The sequence below is a fragment of the Aeribacillus composti genome, from assembly GCF_031760945.1.
GTDB classification, from domain to species: domain Bacteria; phylum Bacillota; class Bacilli; order Bacillales; family Aeribacillaceae; genus Aeribacillus; species Aeribacillus composti.
Map to the genome: position 1 here is coordinate 387501 of NZ_CP134501.1, position 14576 is coordinate 402076.

Here is a 14576-nt window from a genome sequence, read left to right on the forward strand (position 1 = left end):
GCGGTAAACTATACAAGAGGATTGAATTGGATTCTTTAGGAGAGCATCTTTTAAAGAAAGAGGTTTTATATGTCAATTCAGGATGAATTTGAGTTTATCCGAAGTATTCGGCCAGCACATTATTTTCATGAAGGCCTTGTTGTCGGAATAGGTGACGATGCCGCAGTTTACACACCGAATAAAGGTTTTCAGCAAATAGTCTGCACAGACACAATGGTCGAAGGGGTTCATTTTTTACGTAAAACAATGGAGCCTTTTGATATCGGCTTTAAATGTTTGGCAGTGAACATTAGTGATATTGCCGCAATGGGCGGGATTCCAAAGTATTTTTTAGTTTCCATTGCGATTCCCTCTCGATGGCACGAGAAAGACTTACAATCTATATACAAAGGAATGGCAGATGCCGCAGAAAAATATAAAGTGGATTTAATCGGTGGAGATACTGTTTCTATTGCTGATCACCTCGTCATCACCGTCACCTTGATTGGAGAAGTTGAACGCGGGAAAGCCCAATTGAGAAGCTCAGCAAGACCGGGGGATGTGGTTTTTGTTACGGGTACTCTGGGGGATTCAGCTGCTGGATTGCACCTTCTATTAAACGATGAGTTCAATTTGCCGGAGGACGATTATCAATATTTAGTATCTCGCCATAGACGTCCGAAGCCGCAAGTAAAAGCGGGCAGGATTATTTCTGAAGTGGATCGGGCGAGCCTTAATGATATTAGTGACGGTATTGCAAGCGAATTGAATGAGATAGCTGACATGAGCAACGTACAAATCGTCGTACATAAAGATCTTCTTCCATTAAGTGATTCAATACAATTATTGCCGTTAGAAAAGCAATTTGAGTGGGCTATCACTGGAGGAGAAGATTTTGAACTGGTAGGGACGACTTCTAAACATTCCTTTGAAGTGTTGAAAAAAAAATGCGAGCAAGAAGGAATACGCATAACGAAGATCGGAGAAGTATTTGAAGGCAGCCCATCGGTTTATTTGCAAGAAAAAAATATTCGCAAACGGCTACTAAGCAAAGGCTACAATCATTTTAAAAAAGGTGATTCATTTGGATCAATTTGAAATAAAAACGACAAATCCTGAAGAGACAGGGAATATGGCGATGAAGCTGGCTCAGCACTTACAAGCGGGCGATGTGATTACGCTTGAAGGAGATCTTGGAGCAGGCAAAACTACATTTGTGAAAGGACTGGCAAAAGGTTTGGGCATTGGCAGAACAGTGAACAGTCCTACTTTTACAATCATGAAGGAGTATACAGACGGCAGACTGCCGCTTTATCATATGGACGTTTATCGGATTGAAAATAGCGATGAGGATTTAGGGTTTGATGAGTTTTTTGATGGAGACGGTGTAACAGTTGTAGAGTGGGCGCAATATATAGAAGATCAACTGCCGGAGGAAAGACTGGATATATTCATCCGTTACATTCAGGACAATGCAAGATCTCTAATTTTTAGGCCGAAGGGAAAAAGATATATTAAGCTGTGTAAGGAGTTTTTCACTGATGACGGTATTAGCGATTGATACATCAAACGACTGTTTAGGCATTGCGTTAGTAGACGAAACTAAAATTATTGGCGAATATATGACGAACTTGAAAAAAAACCATTCTGTTCGTGCAATGCCGGCAGTTGATTATCTTTTGAAAGAGTGCCACGTTCAGCCCAGCGACTTAACAAAGATTGTGGTTGCCCAAGGTCCTGGCTCTTATACTGGTGTGCGAATCGGTGTAACAATTGCTAAGACGCTTGCATGGGCTAGAAACATTCCTTTAACGGGCGTTTCCAGTCTTGAAGTGCTTGCGCTGAACGGGCGTTTTTTTGACGGATTGATTTGCCCTTTATTTGATGCAAGAAGAGGACGAGTTAATACCGGGCTGTATGAATTTAAAGAAAACATACTTTGTGTGAAAGAAGACAGAAATATTCTGCTAGAAGATTGGTTGAATGAAATAAAACAGCTCAAAAAGCGGGTGCTCTTTTTAGGGAATGATGTTTCTCTTCATTTAGATCTGATCAAAGAAATAATGGGTGAGTTGGCAGTCATCGGGGATCCGTCATTGCACCAGCCGCGTCCGGGATTGCTAGGTTTGATGGGAATGACTAGAGAAGCAGTCAATGTTCATCAGTTTGTGCCAAATTATTTAAGGTTAGCAGAGGCGGAAGCGAAATGGATCGAGCAGCAAAAAACGTCAACATGATTAATAATCAAGTAAATGTTCGAAAAATGACAGTTGAAGATATACATCGTGTTTATGAAATCGAACAGCTGTCATTTTCGGTTCCTTGGACAAAGGAATCATTTTATCGGGAATTGGTCCATAATCATTTTGCTACTTATTTAGTAATAGAATATGAAGGAAAAGTTGTAGGGTATTGCGGTTTATGGGTGATTGTTGATGATGGGCAGATTACCAATATTGCTATTTCTCCAGCGTATCGGGGAAAAAAGCTGGGAGAGACCCTGCTTAGAAGCGTTTTAAACGTAGCAAAAGAAAAAGGAGCCAAAACCGTTACATTAGAAGTCCGAGTTTCGAATACGGTTGCGCAATCATTATATAAGAAATTGAATTTTGAACCAATCGGAATCCGGGAAAACTATTATACGGATAACCAAGAAGATGCGATATTAATGCAGGTGAATTTATAATGAAAGATCGATTAATTTTAGGAATTGAAACAAGCTGTGATGAAACAGCAGCTGCCATTGTGAAAAACGGAAAAGAAATTGTTGCACAAGTCGTTGCTTCCCAAATTGAAAGCCATAAACGTTTTGGCGGAGTCGTTCCAGAAATCGCTTCACGCCATCATGTCGAGCAAATTACTCTCGTATTAGAAGAAACGTTAAAACAGGCGAATCTTTCGTATCACGATTTGAACGCCATAGCCGTGACAGAAGGACCGGGGCTGGTTGGTGCATTATTGATTGGAGTCAATGCCGCAAAGGCTTTAGCTTTTGCGTATGATCTTCCACTAATCGGAGTACATCATATTGCAGGACACATTTATGCAAACCGTCTTGTGAAAGAATTTTCTTTCCCGCTGATTGCATTAGTTGTTTCCGGCGGCCATACAGAGCTTGTCTATATGAAGGAGCACGGTTGTTTTGAGGTGATTGGGGAAACACTTGATGATGCAGCAGGAGAGGCTTATGATAAAGTAGCGCGAACATTAAACCTGCCTTATCCGGGCGGGCCTCATATCGACAGGCTAGCACATGAAGGAACTGCTTCCATTGATTTGCCGCGAGCATGGCTTGAAGAAGGCTCGTTTCATTTTAGTTTCAGCGGGCTGAAGTCAGCGGTGATTAACACTCTTCATAACGCGGCGCAAAGAGGGATCACGATAGATCCGAAAGATATGGCTGCAAGTTTTCAGCAAAGTGTTGTAGAAGTTTTAGTGGAAAAAACTGTTCGTGCCAGTGAGAAGTATCAAGCTAAGCAAGTTCTTTTATCAGGCGGAGTAGCGGCGAATAAAGGATTAAGAACTGCTATGGAGGTAGCATTCAAAAAGAAAAAAGGGATCGACCTTGTCATTCCACCATTGTCCTTATGCACAGATAATGCGGCCATGATTGCAGCTTTCGCTGATGTACTTTATGAAAAAGGAATTTTCGGTGATTATCGTATGAATGCTCATCCTGGATTGGAATTAACGTCATATATATAAAGGCAAAATAGGGTCGAATGAACAGCGGCCCTATTTTTTTATTTTAACCACAGGTTATCCACAAAGAAAATCTTCATTTTGGATAAATAAGACGAAACGTTGAAATAGAAGAAGAAAAAATAAGGTGAAACATGTGGATAACTAAAGGGGTTTGTTGTGGATAATGTGAACAAATAAGAAAAATATTATAAGGTAAGGAACTAATGATGTGGATAACTGTTTGAGAGAAACATGCTGAAGGAAACAAAATAAATAAAAAACCGGCATGAGCCGGTTATTCAGAAAGAAGTGATTCCCATTCCTCTATCAGCTGATCTAGTTGTTCCGTTAACATGACATTTTGATCATGAAGTTTTTGAGCTTTTTCATGATCTTGGTATATATTTGGATCGCAAAGCATTTCATTGTTTTCAGCGATCGCTTCTTCAATTTCTGCTATTTTGTTTTCAAGTTCTTCAATGCGGCGCTGTCTTTGCCGTTCCTTTTTTTTCAATATTTTTTCTTGTTCATAAGATAATTTTCCTTGTTTTTGCTCTTTGGTTTCGATAGTTGGTTCTTTCAACTGTTCAAGCTCGATCATCTCCGCTTTTTTTGCAATGTAATAATCATAGTCCCCGATATATTCGGCAATGCCTTCTGTGGATAATTCAAAAATTTTGGTCGCGATTTTGTTGATAAAATAACGATCGTGCGAAACAAACAAGATTGTTCCAGGAAAATTTATCAGAGCGTTTTCCAATACTTCTTTGCTGTCGAGATCCAGATGATTCGTAGGTTCATCCATGATGAGAAAGTTAGCTTTTTTTAGCATTAATTTCGCTAAAGCGAGCCGAGCTTTTTCTCCTCCGCTTAAAGACGAGACGGTTTTCAGCACTTCATCTCCTGAAAAAAGGAAATTCCCTAAAACCGTTCGGATTTCTTTTTCTGTTTTTTCGGGATAGTCATCCCACAATTCATCTAAAACCCGTTTAGATGAAGACAAATCCGCTTGTTCCTGGTCATAATATCCGATTTGGACATTAGATCCAAACTGAATTTTTCCGCTCAGCGGCTTTAAGCGGTTGATGATCGTTTTTAATAAGGTAGATTTTCCAACTCCGTTTGGCCCTATTAAGGCAATTGAGTCCTTCCTGTTGATCGAAAAGTTAATATTTTTCACGATCGGAGTTTTTTGATCGTAGGAAAGGGACAAATCAATGGCTTTTAACACGTCATTGCCGCTTTGCTTTTCGATTTCGAAGGAAAAGCTGGCTGACTTCTCGTCCCCAGCGGGCCTGTCCAGTATTTCCATTTTCTCAAGCATTTTCCTTCTGCTTTGCGCACGTTTCGTTGTCGATGCTCTTGCTAAGTTTCGTTGAATAAAATCTTTCATCCGCGCGATTTCTTCTTGCTGTTTTTCAAATTGTTTTAATTCCCTTTCGTACGCTTCCGCTTTTTGTTTTAAATAAGCGCTGTAATTCCCAACATACTTCGTACAAACTGTTCGTGATATTTCATAAACAGTGTTGACAACGCGATCTAAAAAGTACCGGTCATGGGAAACAATTAGAACCGCTCCATTATAATGCTGTAAATATTGTTCGAGCCAGTTTAATGTTTCCATGTCGAGATGGTTTGTCGGCTCGTCGAGTATGAGCAGATCCGGTTTTTTCAACAGGAGCTTTCCGAGTGCTAACCGGGTTTTTTGTCCTCCGCTCAAAACCGAAATTTTAGTTGAATAGTCGTAATCAGCAAACCCTAATCCATGCAGCACAGAACGGATATCCGCCTCATATTGATATCCGCCATTTTCTTTATATAAATGTTGGAGTGAATCATATTCCTTCATTAAGCTTTGCAAAGCATGAGAATCTCCAGCTGAGGAGATAGCTGCCATTTTTTGTTCAATATTTCGCAGCTCAGCTTCGATGTTCCGCAGCTCTTCAAAAACGGTTAGCATTTCATCCCATATCGACTTAGTTGATTCTAATCCTGTGTTTTGTGCCAGATAGCCGATTGTTAAATCTTTTGGCTTCACAATTTCACCAGAATCAAAGGGCATTTCACCGGCAATGATTTTCAATAATGTTGATTTTCCGGCTCCATTGCGGCCTACAACGGCGATTTTATCTCCTGTTTGGATTTCCAGCTTAATATTCGATAAAATAAGGTCAGCACCATAATATTTTGTGATTTTGTTTAACTGCAATAAAATCATCCATAGTTCACCTCAATCTTTGCTAGAATAAGTGTAGCCTATATATTTGACTGCAGGCAACTGACCTGATGAACAAAAGGACAAGAAATTGTAACAATCGTTCAAAAGACACGAATAAAAAAATAGTGTATAGTTTTTATATAAGGAGAGTTTGGAGAAAAAACAAATAAAAAGAAATGTAGACGGAGAAGAAGATCAGGATGGAAGCGTTATCAGTCTGATATTGTTTCATACAGGCGAGCAGCCGCTTGCTAGAAAACATAGTTAAAAACAAAATTAGTCAGGTTGTTTTGGATTGCGAGGGATGAGCATTGAATCAAGATCAATCTAAGATACCGCAAGCAACTGCAAAAAGATTACCTCTATATTATCGGTTTTTGCAAAATTTACATGCCTCGGGAAAACAACGTGTTTCCTCTCAAGAACTGAGTGAAGCAGTAAAAGTAGATTCTGCGACAATTAGAAGGGACTTTTCATATTTCGGAGCGCTGGGCAAAAAAGGTTATGGATATAATGTCAATTATTTGTTATCATTTTTTAGAAAGACGCTTGACCAAGATGAGTTGACCAAAGTTGCCCTCATTGGAGTCGGAAATTTGGGAACAGCTTTTTTAAATTACAATTTTACAAAAAATAACAACACACAAATTGTTATTGCATTTGACATTAATAAACGAAAAGTAGGAATGAAAATTGGTGGAGTTCCAATTTATCATTTGGATCAGCTAGAAAGTGAATTGCCTGATGATGTGCCTGTTGCGATATTAACGGTCCCGGCAACTGCCGCTCAAGGAATAACGGATCGGTTAGTGGAAAAAGGCATAAAAGGCATTTTAAATTTTACGCCGGCTCGCTTAAATGTTCCGGATAAAATTCGGATTCATCATATCGATCTATCTGTTGAACTTCAGGCTCTTGCATATTTTTTAAAACATTATTCGAATGAAGATTGAAGGAGCGATATTAAATGCCAACAATTGGAATTGGAAGCTTGCTGTTGATTGTATTTGCAGCTCTGCTTGTTTTCGGGCCGAAAAAACTTCCTGAGCTTGGAAAAGCTATAGGAGAATCATTAAAGGAGTTTAAAAGTGCCACGAAGGGCTTAGCAGACGATGATGAAGAAAACAAGAAAAATGAATAGCAAGAAGAATGGATGAATAATGATGAGCGAAAAAAAAATGTCCGTGTTGGAGCATATAGCGGAGCTTAGAAAACGGCTGATTATTGTAGTCGTTTTCTTTTTCGTTGCTATGATTACTGGCTTTTTCATAGCGAAGCCAATTATTGTTTTTTTACAGCAAACTGATGAAGCAAAGCAATTCGCCTTAAATGCTTTTCGTCCTGCAGATCCATTGATCGTTTATATGCAGATTACATTTATTATTGCTTTAATTCTAACTTTCCCTGTTTTATTGTACCAGCTTTGGGCGTTTATCAGCCCAGGACTGTATGAAAAAGAAAGGCGGGTCACATTAAGCTATATACCGTTGTCGGTTGCTTTATTTCTTTTAGGAATAAGCTTCTCTTATTTTATTTTGTTTCCTTTTGTCATCGATTTTATGGGGCGGCTTTCCAATGATTTAAACATTCAACAAATGATAGGAATAAATGAATACTTTCGTTTCCTGCTGCAGTTAACATTGCCTTTCGGACTGTTGTTTCAGCTTCCCGTTGTCATTATGTTTTTAACAAGACTCGGGATCATCAATCCGGCGTTTTTGGCAAAGGTTAGAAAATATGCGTATTTTGTATTGCTTGTTATCGCAGCGATTATTACGCCGCCTGAAATTGTGTCGCATTTAATGGTCACGATTCCGCTATTCATTTTGTATGAAATAAGTATCATTGTTTCAAGATTTGCTTACAAAAAAGCACAGTCTTCTCAAATAAAAGAATCAGATCAAAAGTAAAACCGATGGGCTGTTATAAACATATCCCTGTCAAGTAGACAGTATAGGCTTTTTTCCTACTGTCTACACAAGAGGGATAATATCATTACACCTCATCGGTTGTTTTTTGCTTTCCGAATTTTATATGAGAAAGTGAACATGCGGATGGAAACAGCAAAATCAAACGTGGCTAAAATCATTAAAATCATATTTGTAGCTGTCCACATACCATTTTCAGCATGATGAATTGCTAAATATGTAAATAGAACTCCCATGATAAAATAGAAGAGTCCCATGGAAACGGGATGAAAATTCATAATCTTAGCTGCCTCCAATAATGATTTGTATTTGTTCCATTTGCTTCATCATGTTTTCAATCTCATCATGATAAATTGTTTGAATGATGACTACGATTGTATTCATCATTGTATGGGCAAAAATAGGGACTAATATGCGTTTTGTTTTATAATATAAAAAAGCGAACGTAAACCCCATTGCTGTATAACGCAATAAAAGTTCAGGTTCCCCATGCACGATGCCGAACAATAGCGAGCTGACAAGCGCGCCGATCCAAAAATTCGTTTTTTGATAAATCACCCCGAAAATAATTTTTCGGAAGATAATTTCTTCAATAATCGGTCCTATTATTGATGTGACAATAATCAAATAAGGCGTTGCTTCAATTAAATCCATAATAACTTGAGTATTTTCCGACATCGGATTAACTTTAAGTACATATATTTCAATATTGCCAACGATTGTTTGAATGAAAAAAGCTAAAAAAACTCCGAAAACAGCCCATATGGCAGATTCGCCGAAAGAAGCTTTTTCAATCCGGACATTATTTTTCCGTTCATGACGAAGGAGAAATAAAATAATGACGAACGCAGCAGTAAAACTTGTAATCGACCAATATGCTTGCGCTTGAAAAAGTCCTGCATTGAGATTTTCATCGTCGCCAACACCCAGTTCATAAAAAAGGGGAACTCCAATATAGGATGAGAGCTGCATAATGATGTACGTAATGATGATCCACCAATATTGCTTTTTCACGAATAGTTCTCCTTTATAAAAGATTCATATGACTATTTTAACACACAATGGTTTTAAGAAAGAAAAACAATTTTGACAAGGTAAGCACTTAATGGAGGATGTTAAAATTTTTTTAAAAGAGACTTGAAAAATAGAGGAGGTTTCTTTAATATAATAATTGGTGTTAGCACTCGATAGCAATGAGTGCTAATAATGAATAAGGAATAAATTTTGAAAATCTCAAAAGATATTTGAGGAGGTTGTTTCCCTTGTTAAAGCCATTAGGTGATCGCGTTGTAATTGAACTTGTTGAAACAGAAGAAAAAACAGCAAGCGGCATCGTATTGCCTGACACAGCTAAAGAAAAACCTCAAGAAGGTAAAGTAGTAGCAGTTGGTACTGGTCGTGTATTAGACAGCGGTGAACGTGTTGCAGTTGAAGTTGCTGTTGGCGATCGCATTATCTTCTCAAAATACGCCGGCACAGAAGTAAAATATGACGGCAAAGAATACTTAATTTTGCGTGAAAGCGACATTTTGGCTGTGATCGGCTAATAGAGACAGCCCAATATCATAGACAATTTAAATTTTGAGGAGGTTTTCGCAACATGGCAAAAGAAATTAAATTCAGTGAAGAAGCACGTCGTGCAATGCTGCGTGGTGTGGATAAATTAGCAGATGCGGTTAAAGTTACTTTAGGACCAAAAGGCCGTAACGTTGTTCTTGAGAAAAAATTCGGTTCTCCGTTAATTACAAACGATGGCGTTACGATTGCAAAAGAAATTGAATTAGAAGATCCATTTGAAAACATGGGTGCAAAATTAGTTGCAGAAGTTGCTAGCAAAACAAACGATGTTGCTGGGGACGGTACAACTACTGCAACAGTTTTAGCTCAAGCAATGATCCGCGAAGGACTTAAAAACGTAACAGCTGGCGCAAACCCAATGGGTGTACGTAAAGGTATTGAAAAAGCAGTTGCTACAGCTGTTGAAGAATTAAAAGCAATTTCTAAACCAATTGAAGGAAAAGAATCAATTGCTCAAGTTGCTGCTATTTCTGCTGCGGATGATGAAGTAGGTAAATTAATTGCTGAAGCAATGGAACGTGTTGGTAACGATGGCGTTATCACTATTGAAGAATCTAAAGGTTTCACTACTGAGCTTGACGTTGTAGAAGGAATGCAGTTTGACCGCGGATATGCTTCTCCATACATGGTAACAGATTCTGATAAAATGGAAGCTGTTCTTGAAAATCCATACATTTTAATTACTGACAAGAAAATCTCTAACATCCAAGAAATCTTGCCAGTTCTTGAGCAAGTTGTACAACAAGGCAAACCTTTATTAATCATTGCTGAAGATGTTGAAGGCGAAGCTTTAGCAACATTAGTTGTGAACAAACTTCGCGGTACATTTAATGCTGTAGCTGTAAAAGCTCCTGGATTCGGTGACCGCCGCAAAGCAATGTTAGAAGATATCGCCATTTTAACAGATGGTGAAGTTATTACAGAAGATTTAGGTTTAGATCTTAAGAGCGCTACTATTTCTCAATTAGGCCGCGCTGCAAAAGTTGTTGTAACGAAAGAAACAACTACAATTGTTGAAGGCGCAGGCGCAAGCGACAAAATTGCAGCTCGCGTAAATCAAATTAAAGCTCAATTGGAAGAAACAACTTCTGAATTTGATAAAGAAAAACTTCAAGAGCGCTTAGCAAAATTAGCTGGCGGCGTAGCAGTTATCAAAGTTGGTGCCGCTACTGAAACAGAATTGAAAGAACGTAAACTTCGCATCGAAGACGCTCTTAACTCCACGCGTGCAGCAGTGGAAGAAGGAATTGTCTCCGGTGGTGGTACAGCTCTAGTTAACGTTTACAAAAAAGTTGCTGAAATTGAAGCAGAAGGCGACGTGCAAACTGGTGTAAACATCGTTCTTCGCGCTTTAGAAGAGCCAGTTCGCCAAATCGCTCACAACGCTGGTTTAGAAGGCTCTGTTATCGTTGAACGCTTGAAAAAAGAAGAAGTTGGAATCGGCTTTAACGCTGCTACAGGCGAATGGGTGAACATGATCGAAGCTGGTATCGTTGACCCAACAAAAGTAACTCGTTCTGCTCTTCAAAACGCAGCATCCGTTGCCGCTATGTTCTTAACAACTGAAGCAGTTGTTGCTGACAAACCAGAAGAAAACAAAGGCAACGGCAACCCAGGCATGCCTGACATGGGCGGAATGATGTAATAATTGCTCAAAAATCTTGGAACACCAGGGTTTCCTGGTGTTCCTTATTTTTTTGACCACATTTTGACCACGAAAAAATCACAAATTTTTATAAAGCTTCTCATAAGTTTCACTGGGCTTTTGGGGAGCTTCTTTATTATTAATGGCGCAACATTATTTTCTTTTTAATAGAATAACGATGTAGAGAAATGATAATTAATAGGGACAATATTTACTGACTAGGTACCGTCAACAATTTTGTGTAATGTAAGATAGATAGGGGATCGCTGAAATGGATTTGGAATAGAGAGGGACTGTTTCCTCGACGGGGTTGTCCAAAAAATCAGTTACCCTGACTTTTTGGACAGCCTCTTTTATCGTGATTCCAAAAAGGCGCCCGATAACTGAATAACACGTGAGCTTTCATTAGTGGGTATAGCCTAAAAAGAACCTCTATCTCGTTCCTTTAAATGATTATCAAACGCCTCTTTAAACCTTATCCTTCTTGGGTGAAACAATTTTTCCCTTAACCTGCTTTAACGTCGCTACTATAAGAAAGCTAACAATCACTAATAAGAACCACGAACTTACCTTTCCTAGATGAACGAGGCTCCATGCATCGGTTTGGTTTGGATATTCCCAAGCTCCAAAGAACGTTGCGATATTTTCAGCTATCCATATAAAAAATCCGATGAGCACAAAAGAAAGTACGAGTGGCATACGGTAACGAGTTCCATCAACCTCGAATGCAACCCATGATTGCCAAAAAAAGATCATTACAATTCCAGTTAACCACCAACGAACGTCAATCCAATAATGGTGGGTGAAAAAATTTAAATAAATCGAAGCTGCAAGAGGTACAACTACCAAAAATGGTGGCCAATTAACCAGTTCAACCTTAAGCCTCCTCCACGCCTGGCAAAGATAACTCGCTACACTTGCGTACATGAATCCACTATACAAAGGCACTCCAAAAATTTTGAAATATCCTTCCTCTGGATAAGACCAGGAGCCCATATGTACCTTGAAAAGTTCAAGAGCAAGTCCAATAAGATGGAACAATGTGATAACCTTTAGTTCATCCCGTGTTTCAAGCCCAGAACGCACCATCCACCACTGCATCAGAAGGCAGATGATGAGCAGCCAGTCATACCGTGGCAGGAAGGGAAGGGGCATGATTTTTGTGAAAGCCAAAGAGACAAAAATAACGACAGGAAACAAACATGATAGAGCCTGCTCCCAACCAAAACGAACGAGTTGTTTTAGGGCTCTCATGATCTGTGCCTCCAAAGGTTTTTTCTGAATATATGTAAGCCCTGCTTAGTATAGTAGCTAAATAGATTTAGGGTTATGTACATAGGTTCACCACCGAATAATTTCTTTTATTTTAAAAGGCTGTTTAAAGAAGATTTATATCATCTAATTCCTTTTTATTCCAAAACATTATGAATGGTTAAACTCATGAGTAACTCCCCTTATAAATTTGATTCATTTGATACTGGATATTATTACAGCAATGATAGAAACTCAGAATATCATGGTGGAATAGGAGATTGCCAACGAAAAAATGAAATGTTAACCCTCCTACTCCCACCATTTTTGAAAGAATTAGTACTTATAAAAAATGTCAACAATAACATCCTGTAAAATATCACCGCTTTATTATCCTTGGGTGTCTTCGTCACTTCTGTATTCTAAAATATCTCCAGGCTGACATTCTAAAGCCTTACAAATCGCATCTAAAGTTGATAATCGAATCGCTTTTGCCTTTCCATTTTTCAATATAGAAAGGTTAGCCATCGTTATTCCAACCCTCTCCGAAAGCTCTGTAACGCTCATTTTCCTTTTAGCCAGCATTACATCAATATTGATTATAATTGCCAAGTTATTCACCTCAGATCGTTAAATCATTTTCTGATTTTATATCAATGGCAGCTTTTAAAAGCTTTTGAAGAAGAGCTGCAAAGACTGCAATAATCGTTGAAGCAAAAATAACGCCCAATCCGATTAGCATGATACCTGGGGCGTCTTCTAACTTCGCAGCGATATAGAAGAATGGCAAACCTGGCACATACAATAAACTGATTGTGATTGCACAGTATTTTATATTCTTTAAAGCCTTTACAGATAATTCCGAGAAAGCTTTGTTCTTGTCAATATAACTTAAAAGTTTAAAAGCTTGATACAGAGCAAAGAAAAATGGTACCGCCGATACATACATAACTATTAATAAGCCATATAGTACATAAGCGAACTCCGAATCACTTTCTGCTGCTTCTTTAGCTAACATAGGCAACCCAAATATACATAAAGCAAGAACTGGAGTTCCGATAATAAAAACAGCTATTTTTAAAAACAATGTTGATCCTTGTTTCATAAAAACAACCTCACTTATTTATTGTTAATTTGATTTTAATACGCGTTTTATCGTTTTACAATAAATTATTATTTAATTTTATTATATTTTTATTGTTTTATAGAAATATCCTTTTAATTTTAGACAAAAATAAAAAGCATTCCTCATTTCAAAGAAATACTCTATAACTTAAACTATTCAATTTACAACTTGTTCAACTAACCTGTAACGTTAATTTAAATACATGAAGCTGCACGGGATAGTTTAGTTATCGGAATTAAGTAAATTTATAAAAACTATATTTTTATAAAATAATGCTTAAAATAGGTGCACAATAACTTCTACATTAAAAATCTAGTATTATCAAGGCTTCAAAAGGTGTCAAAACATAGTGACATAAATCAAAGGAGAAAATAACATGGAATATAAAACATACAAAGCAGCAAATTTAACATGGCTTAAAACTGCTGGGGGCTCATACGTGTATAAGCAAGAAGTTGCTTGCTGAACTGCAAAGAGGCGATACTTTGGTCGTGACAAAATATTTCTAAGTGGCTTATGATGCTAAAGGTCATCAGTTAAGCAACGTATCTATTCCCATTAATTAAATTTTGGTGTGTTTTGTTCAAATAGCAACGATGTTCTTTTTTCAAACGGGTGCGTTTCTGCAATAAACAGAAACGTGTTGAAAAGGGAATTTGACCCACAAGAGGAATTAACAGTTGTAGTTAGCGACTTAACATACGTTAGAGTAGAAAAAAGTTGGCATTACATCTGTTTATTTGTCGATCTTTATAATCGAGAAATTATCGGCCATAGTGCAGGTCCCAACAAAGATGCCTAACTCGTCTATGAAGCATTGTCGACTGTGAAAGCTGATTTGCAGCAAATTCAATTATTCCACACAGACAGAGGCAACGAATTCAAAAACAAGACCATTGATGAAGCTCTAGATACTTTTCAGATTAATCGGTCGTTAAGCATGAAAGGCTGCCCCTATGACAACGCAGTAGCTGAAGCAACCTTTAAAATCATGAAGACCGGGTAAATATTTCGAAAGTGTAGAACAACTCAAAATGGAATTAGATGATTATGTTCATTGGTTTAATCATATTAGAATCCATGGAACGCTAGGGTATTTGAGCCGATGGAGTATAAAGAGAAACACCTCAAAAAAAGTGTCTCGTTTAGTGTTGACATACCACAGTT

Annotated in this window: 16 protein-coding genes and 1 pseudogene; 11 read left to right on the forward strand and 6 right to left on the reverse strand. The window is 38.0% G+C overall.

The features are described from left to right. Positions 1–69 precede the first annotated feature (69 nt). From thiL to tsaD, 5 genes are read left to right on the forward strand one after another with little or no spacing between them, the layout of a single operon-like run. A complete protein-coding gene (gene thiL / locus RI196_RS02050; protein ID WP_063388678.1) occupies positions 70–1077 on the forward strand; it encodes a thiamine-phosphate kinase in 1008 nt (335 codons plus the stop codon). Then, entirely contained in the window at positions 1064–1540 is a 477-nt protein-coding gene (gene tsaE, locus RI196_RS02055) for a tRNA (adenosine(37)-N6)-threonylcarbamoyltransferase complex ATPase subunit type 1 TsaE (RefSeq protein ID WP_311066801.1), read from the forward strand. Before thiL ends, tsaE begins: the two co-directional genes overlap by 14 nt. Then, positions 1521–2216, forward strand: coding sequence for a tRNA (adenosine(37)-N6)-threonylcarbamoyltransferase complex dimerization subunit type 1 TsaB (gene tsaB, locus RI196_RS02060; RefSeq protein ID WP_311066802.1), 696 nt, complete (start codon positions 1521–1523; stop codon positions 2214–2216). The genes tsaE and tsaB overlap by 20 nt, the downstream gene beginning before the upstream one ends. Next, positions 2186–2665, forward strand: a complete 480-nt coding sequence (gene rimI, locus RI196_RS02065; protein WP_063388681.1) for a ribosomal protein S18-alanine N-acetyltransferase — start codon at positions 2186–2188, stop codon at positions 2663–2665. Before tsaB ends, rimI begins: the two co-directional genes overlap by 31 nt. After that, the gene (gene tsaD, locus RI196_RS02070) at positions 2665–3684 is read left to right on the forward strand and encodes a tRNA (adenosine(37)-N6)-threonylcarbamoyltransferase complex transferase subunit TsaD (RefSeq protein ID WP_117017330.1); all 1020 of its coding nucleotides are present in this window, start codon (positions 2665–2667) and stop codon (positions 3682–3684) included. The genes rimI and tsaD overlap by 1 nt, the downstream gene beginning before the upstream one ends. Positions 3685–3958: 274 nt before the next feature. Here the strand turns inward: tsaD and RI196_RS02075 are convergent, their stop codons facing one another. Next, positions 3959–5881 carry an ABC-F family ATP-binding cassette domain-containing protein gene (locus RI196_RS02075; protein WP_066248100.1) on the reverse strand — a complete coding sequence of 641 codons (1923 nt, stop codon included), beginning with the start codon at positions 5879–5881 and terminating at the stop codon, positions 3959–3961. Positions 5882–6192: 311 nt separating this feature from the next. Here RI196_RS02075 and RI196_RS02080 point away from each other — a divergent pair, with 311 nt between their 5' ends. Genes RI196_RS02080 through tatC form a run of 3 tightly spaced genes read left to right on the forward strand, consistent with a single transcriptional unit; the run spans position 6193 to position 7791 of the window. Beyond that, entirely contained in the window at positions 6193–6834 is a 642-nt protein-coding gene (locus RI196_RS02080; RefSeq protein ID WP_063388684.1) for a redox-sensing transcriptional repressor Rex, read from the forward strand. Positions 6835–6848: 14 nt separating this feature from the next. Next, positions 6849–7022, forward strand: coding sequence for a twin-arginine translocase TatA/TatE family subunit (locus RI196_RS02085; protein ID WP_063388685.1), 174 nt, complete (start codon positions 6849–6851; stop codon positions 7020–7022). 22 nt (positions 7023–7044) lie between these two features. Beyond that, a complete protein-coding gene (gene tatC, locus RI196_RS02090) occupies positions 7045–7791 on the forward strand; it encodes a twin-arginine translocase subunit TatC (protein ID WP_066248101.1) in 747 nt (248 codons plus the stop codon). A 92-nt stretch (positions 7792–7883) separates the two neighbouring features. Here tatC and RI196_RS02095 read toward each other — a convergent pair whose 3' ends face one another. Beyond that, entirely contained in the window at positions 7884–8087 is a 204-nt protein-coding gene (locus tag RI196_RS02095) for a YdiK family protein (RefSeq protein ID WP_063388687.1), read from the reverse strand. Between the two features lie 4 nt (positions 8088–8091). After that, a complete protein-coding gene (locus RI196_RS02100) occupies positions 8092–8823 on the reverse strand; it encodes a CPBP family intramembrane glutamic endopeptidase (protein WP_066248103.1) in 732 nt (243 codons plus the stop codon). A 248-nt stretch (positions 8824–9071) separates the two neighbouring features. Between RI196_RS02100 and groES the strand changes: the two genes are divergently transcribed. Then, positions 9072–9356 (forward strand): co-chaperone GroES, encoded by a 285-nt coding sequence (gene groES / locus RI196_RS02105; RefSeq protein WP_063388689.1) that lies wholly within the window; start codon positions 9072–9074, stop codon positions 9354–9356. 53 nt (positions 9357–9409) lie between these two features. After that, on the forward strand, positions 9410–11032 hold the full coding sequence (groL, locus tag RI196_RS02110) for a chaperonin GroEL (RefSeq protein ID WP_063388690.1): 1623 nt from the start codon (positions 9410–9412) through the stop codon (positions 11030–11032). A gap of 468 nt (positions 11033–11500) precedes the next feature. Here the strand turns inward: groL and RI196_RS02115 are convergent, their stop codons facing one another. From RI196_RS02115 to RI196_RS02125, 3 genes are all read right to left on the reverse strand, one after another. Then, positions 11501–12286 (reverse strand): DUF817 domain-containing protein, encoded by a 786-nt coding sequence (locus tag RI196_RS02115; RefSeq protein WP_311066803.1) that lies wholly within the window; start codon positions 12284–12286, stop codon positions 11501–11503. A 387-nt stretch (positions 12287–12673) separates the two neighbouring features. Beyond that, a complete protein-coding gene (locus RI196_RS02120; protein WP_063388940.1) occupies positions 12674–12895 on the reverse strand; it encodes a helix-turn-helix domain-containing protein in 222 nt (73 codons plus the stop codon). A gap of 10 nt (positions 12896–12905) precedes the next feature. After that, on the reverse strand, positions 12906–13388 hold the full coding sequence (locus RI196_RS02125; RefSeq protein WP_117017326.1) for a DUF2975 domain-containing protein: 483 nt from the start codon (positions 13386–13388) through the stop codon (positions 12906–12908). 658 nt (positions 13389–14046) lie between these two features. On the opposite strand from RI196_RS02125, the pseudogene RI196_RS02130 reads away from it, so the two are divergent. Then, positions 14047–14512, forward strand: a pseudogene (locus RI196_RS02130) (DDE-type integrase/transposase/recombinase); the annotation flags it as partial. Positions 14513–14576 lie beyond the last annotated feature (64 nt).

Bases quoted from the DNA above. Each gene is read 5' to 3' on its own strand.
- RI196_RS02075 (WP_066248100.1), bottom strand. From the start codon at position 5,881: ATGATTTTATTGCAGTTAAACAAAATCACAAAATATTATGGTGCTGAC.
- thiL (WP_063388678.1), top strand. From the start codon at position 70: ATGTCAATTCAGGATGAATTTGAGTTTATCCGAAGTATTCGGCCAGCA.
- rimI (WP_063388681.1), top strand. From the start codon at position 2,186: ATGGATCGAGCAGCAAAAAACGTCAACATGATTAATAATCAAGTAAAT.
- RI196_RS02115 (WP_311066803.1), bottom strand. From the start codon at position 12,286: ATGAGAGCCCTAAAACAACTCGTTCGTTTTGGTTGGGAGCAGGCTCTA.
- RI196_RS02095 (WP_063388687.1), bottom strand. From the start codon at position 8,087: ATGAATTTTCATCCCGTTTCCATGGGACTCTTCTATTTTATCATGGGA.
- groL (WP_063388690.1), top strand. From the start codon at position 9,410: ATGGCAAAAGAAATTAAATTCAGTGAAGAAGCACGTCGTGCAATGCTG.
- tsaD (WP_117017330.1), top strand. From the start codon at position 2,665: ATGAAAGATCGATTAATTTTAGGAATTGAAACAAGCTGTGATGAAACA.
- tsaB (WP_311066802.1), top strand. From the start codon at position 1,521: ATGACGGTATTAGCGATTGATACATCAAACGACTGTTTAGGCATTGCG.
- RI196_RS02085 (WP_063388685.1), top strand. From the start codon at position 6,849: ATGCCAACAATTGGAATTGGAAGCTTGCTGTTGATTGTATTTGCAGCT.
- tatC (WP_066248101.1), top strand. From the start codon at position 7,045: ATGAGCGAAAAAAAAATGTCCGTGTTGGAGCATATAGCGGAGCTTAGA.
- RI196_RS02125 (WP_117017326.1), bottom strand. From the start codon at position 13,388: ATGAAACAAGGATCAACATTGTTTTTAAAAATAGCTGTTTTTATTATC.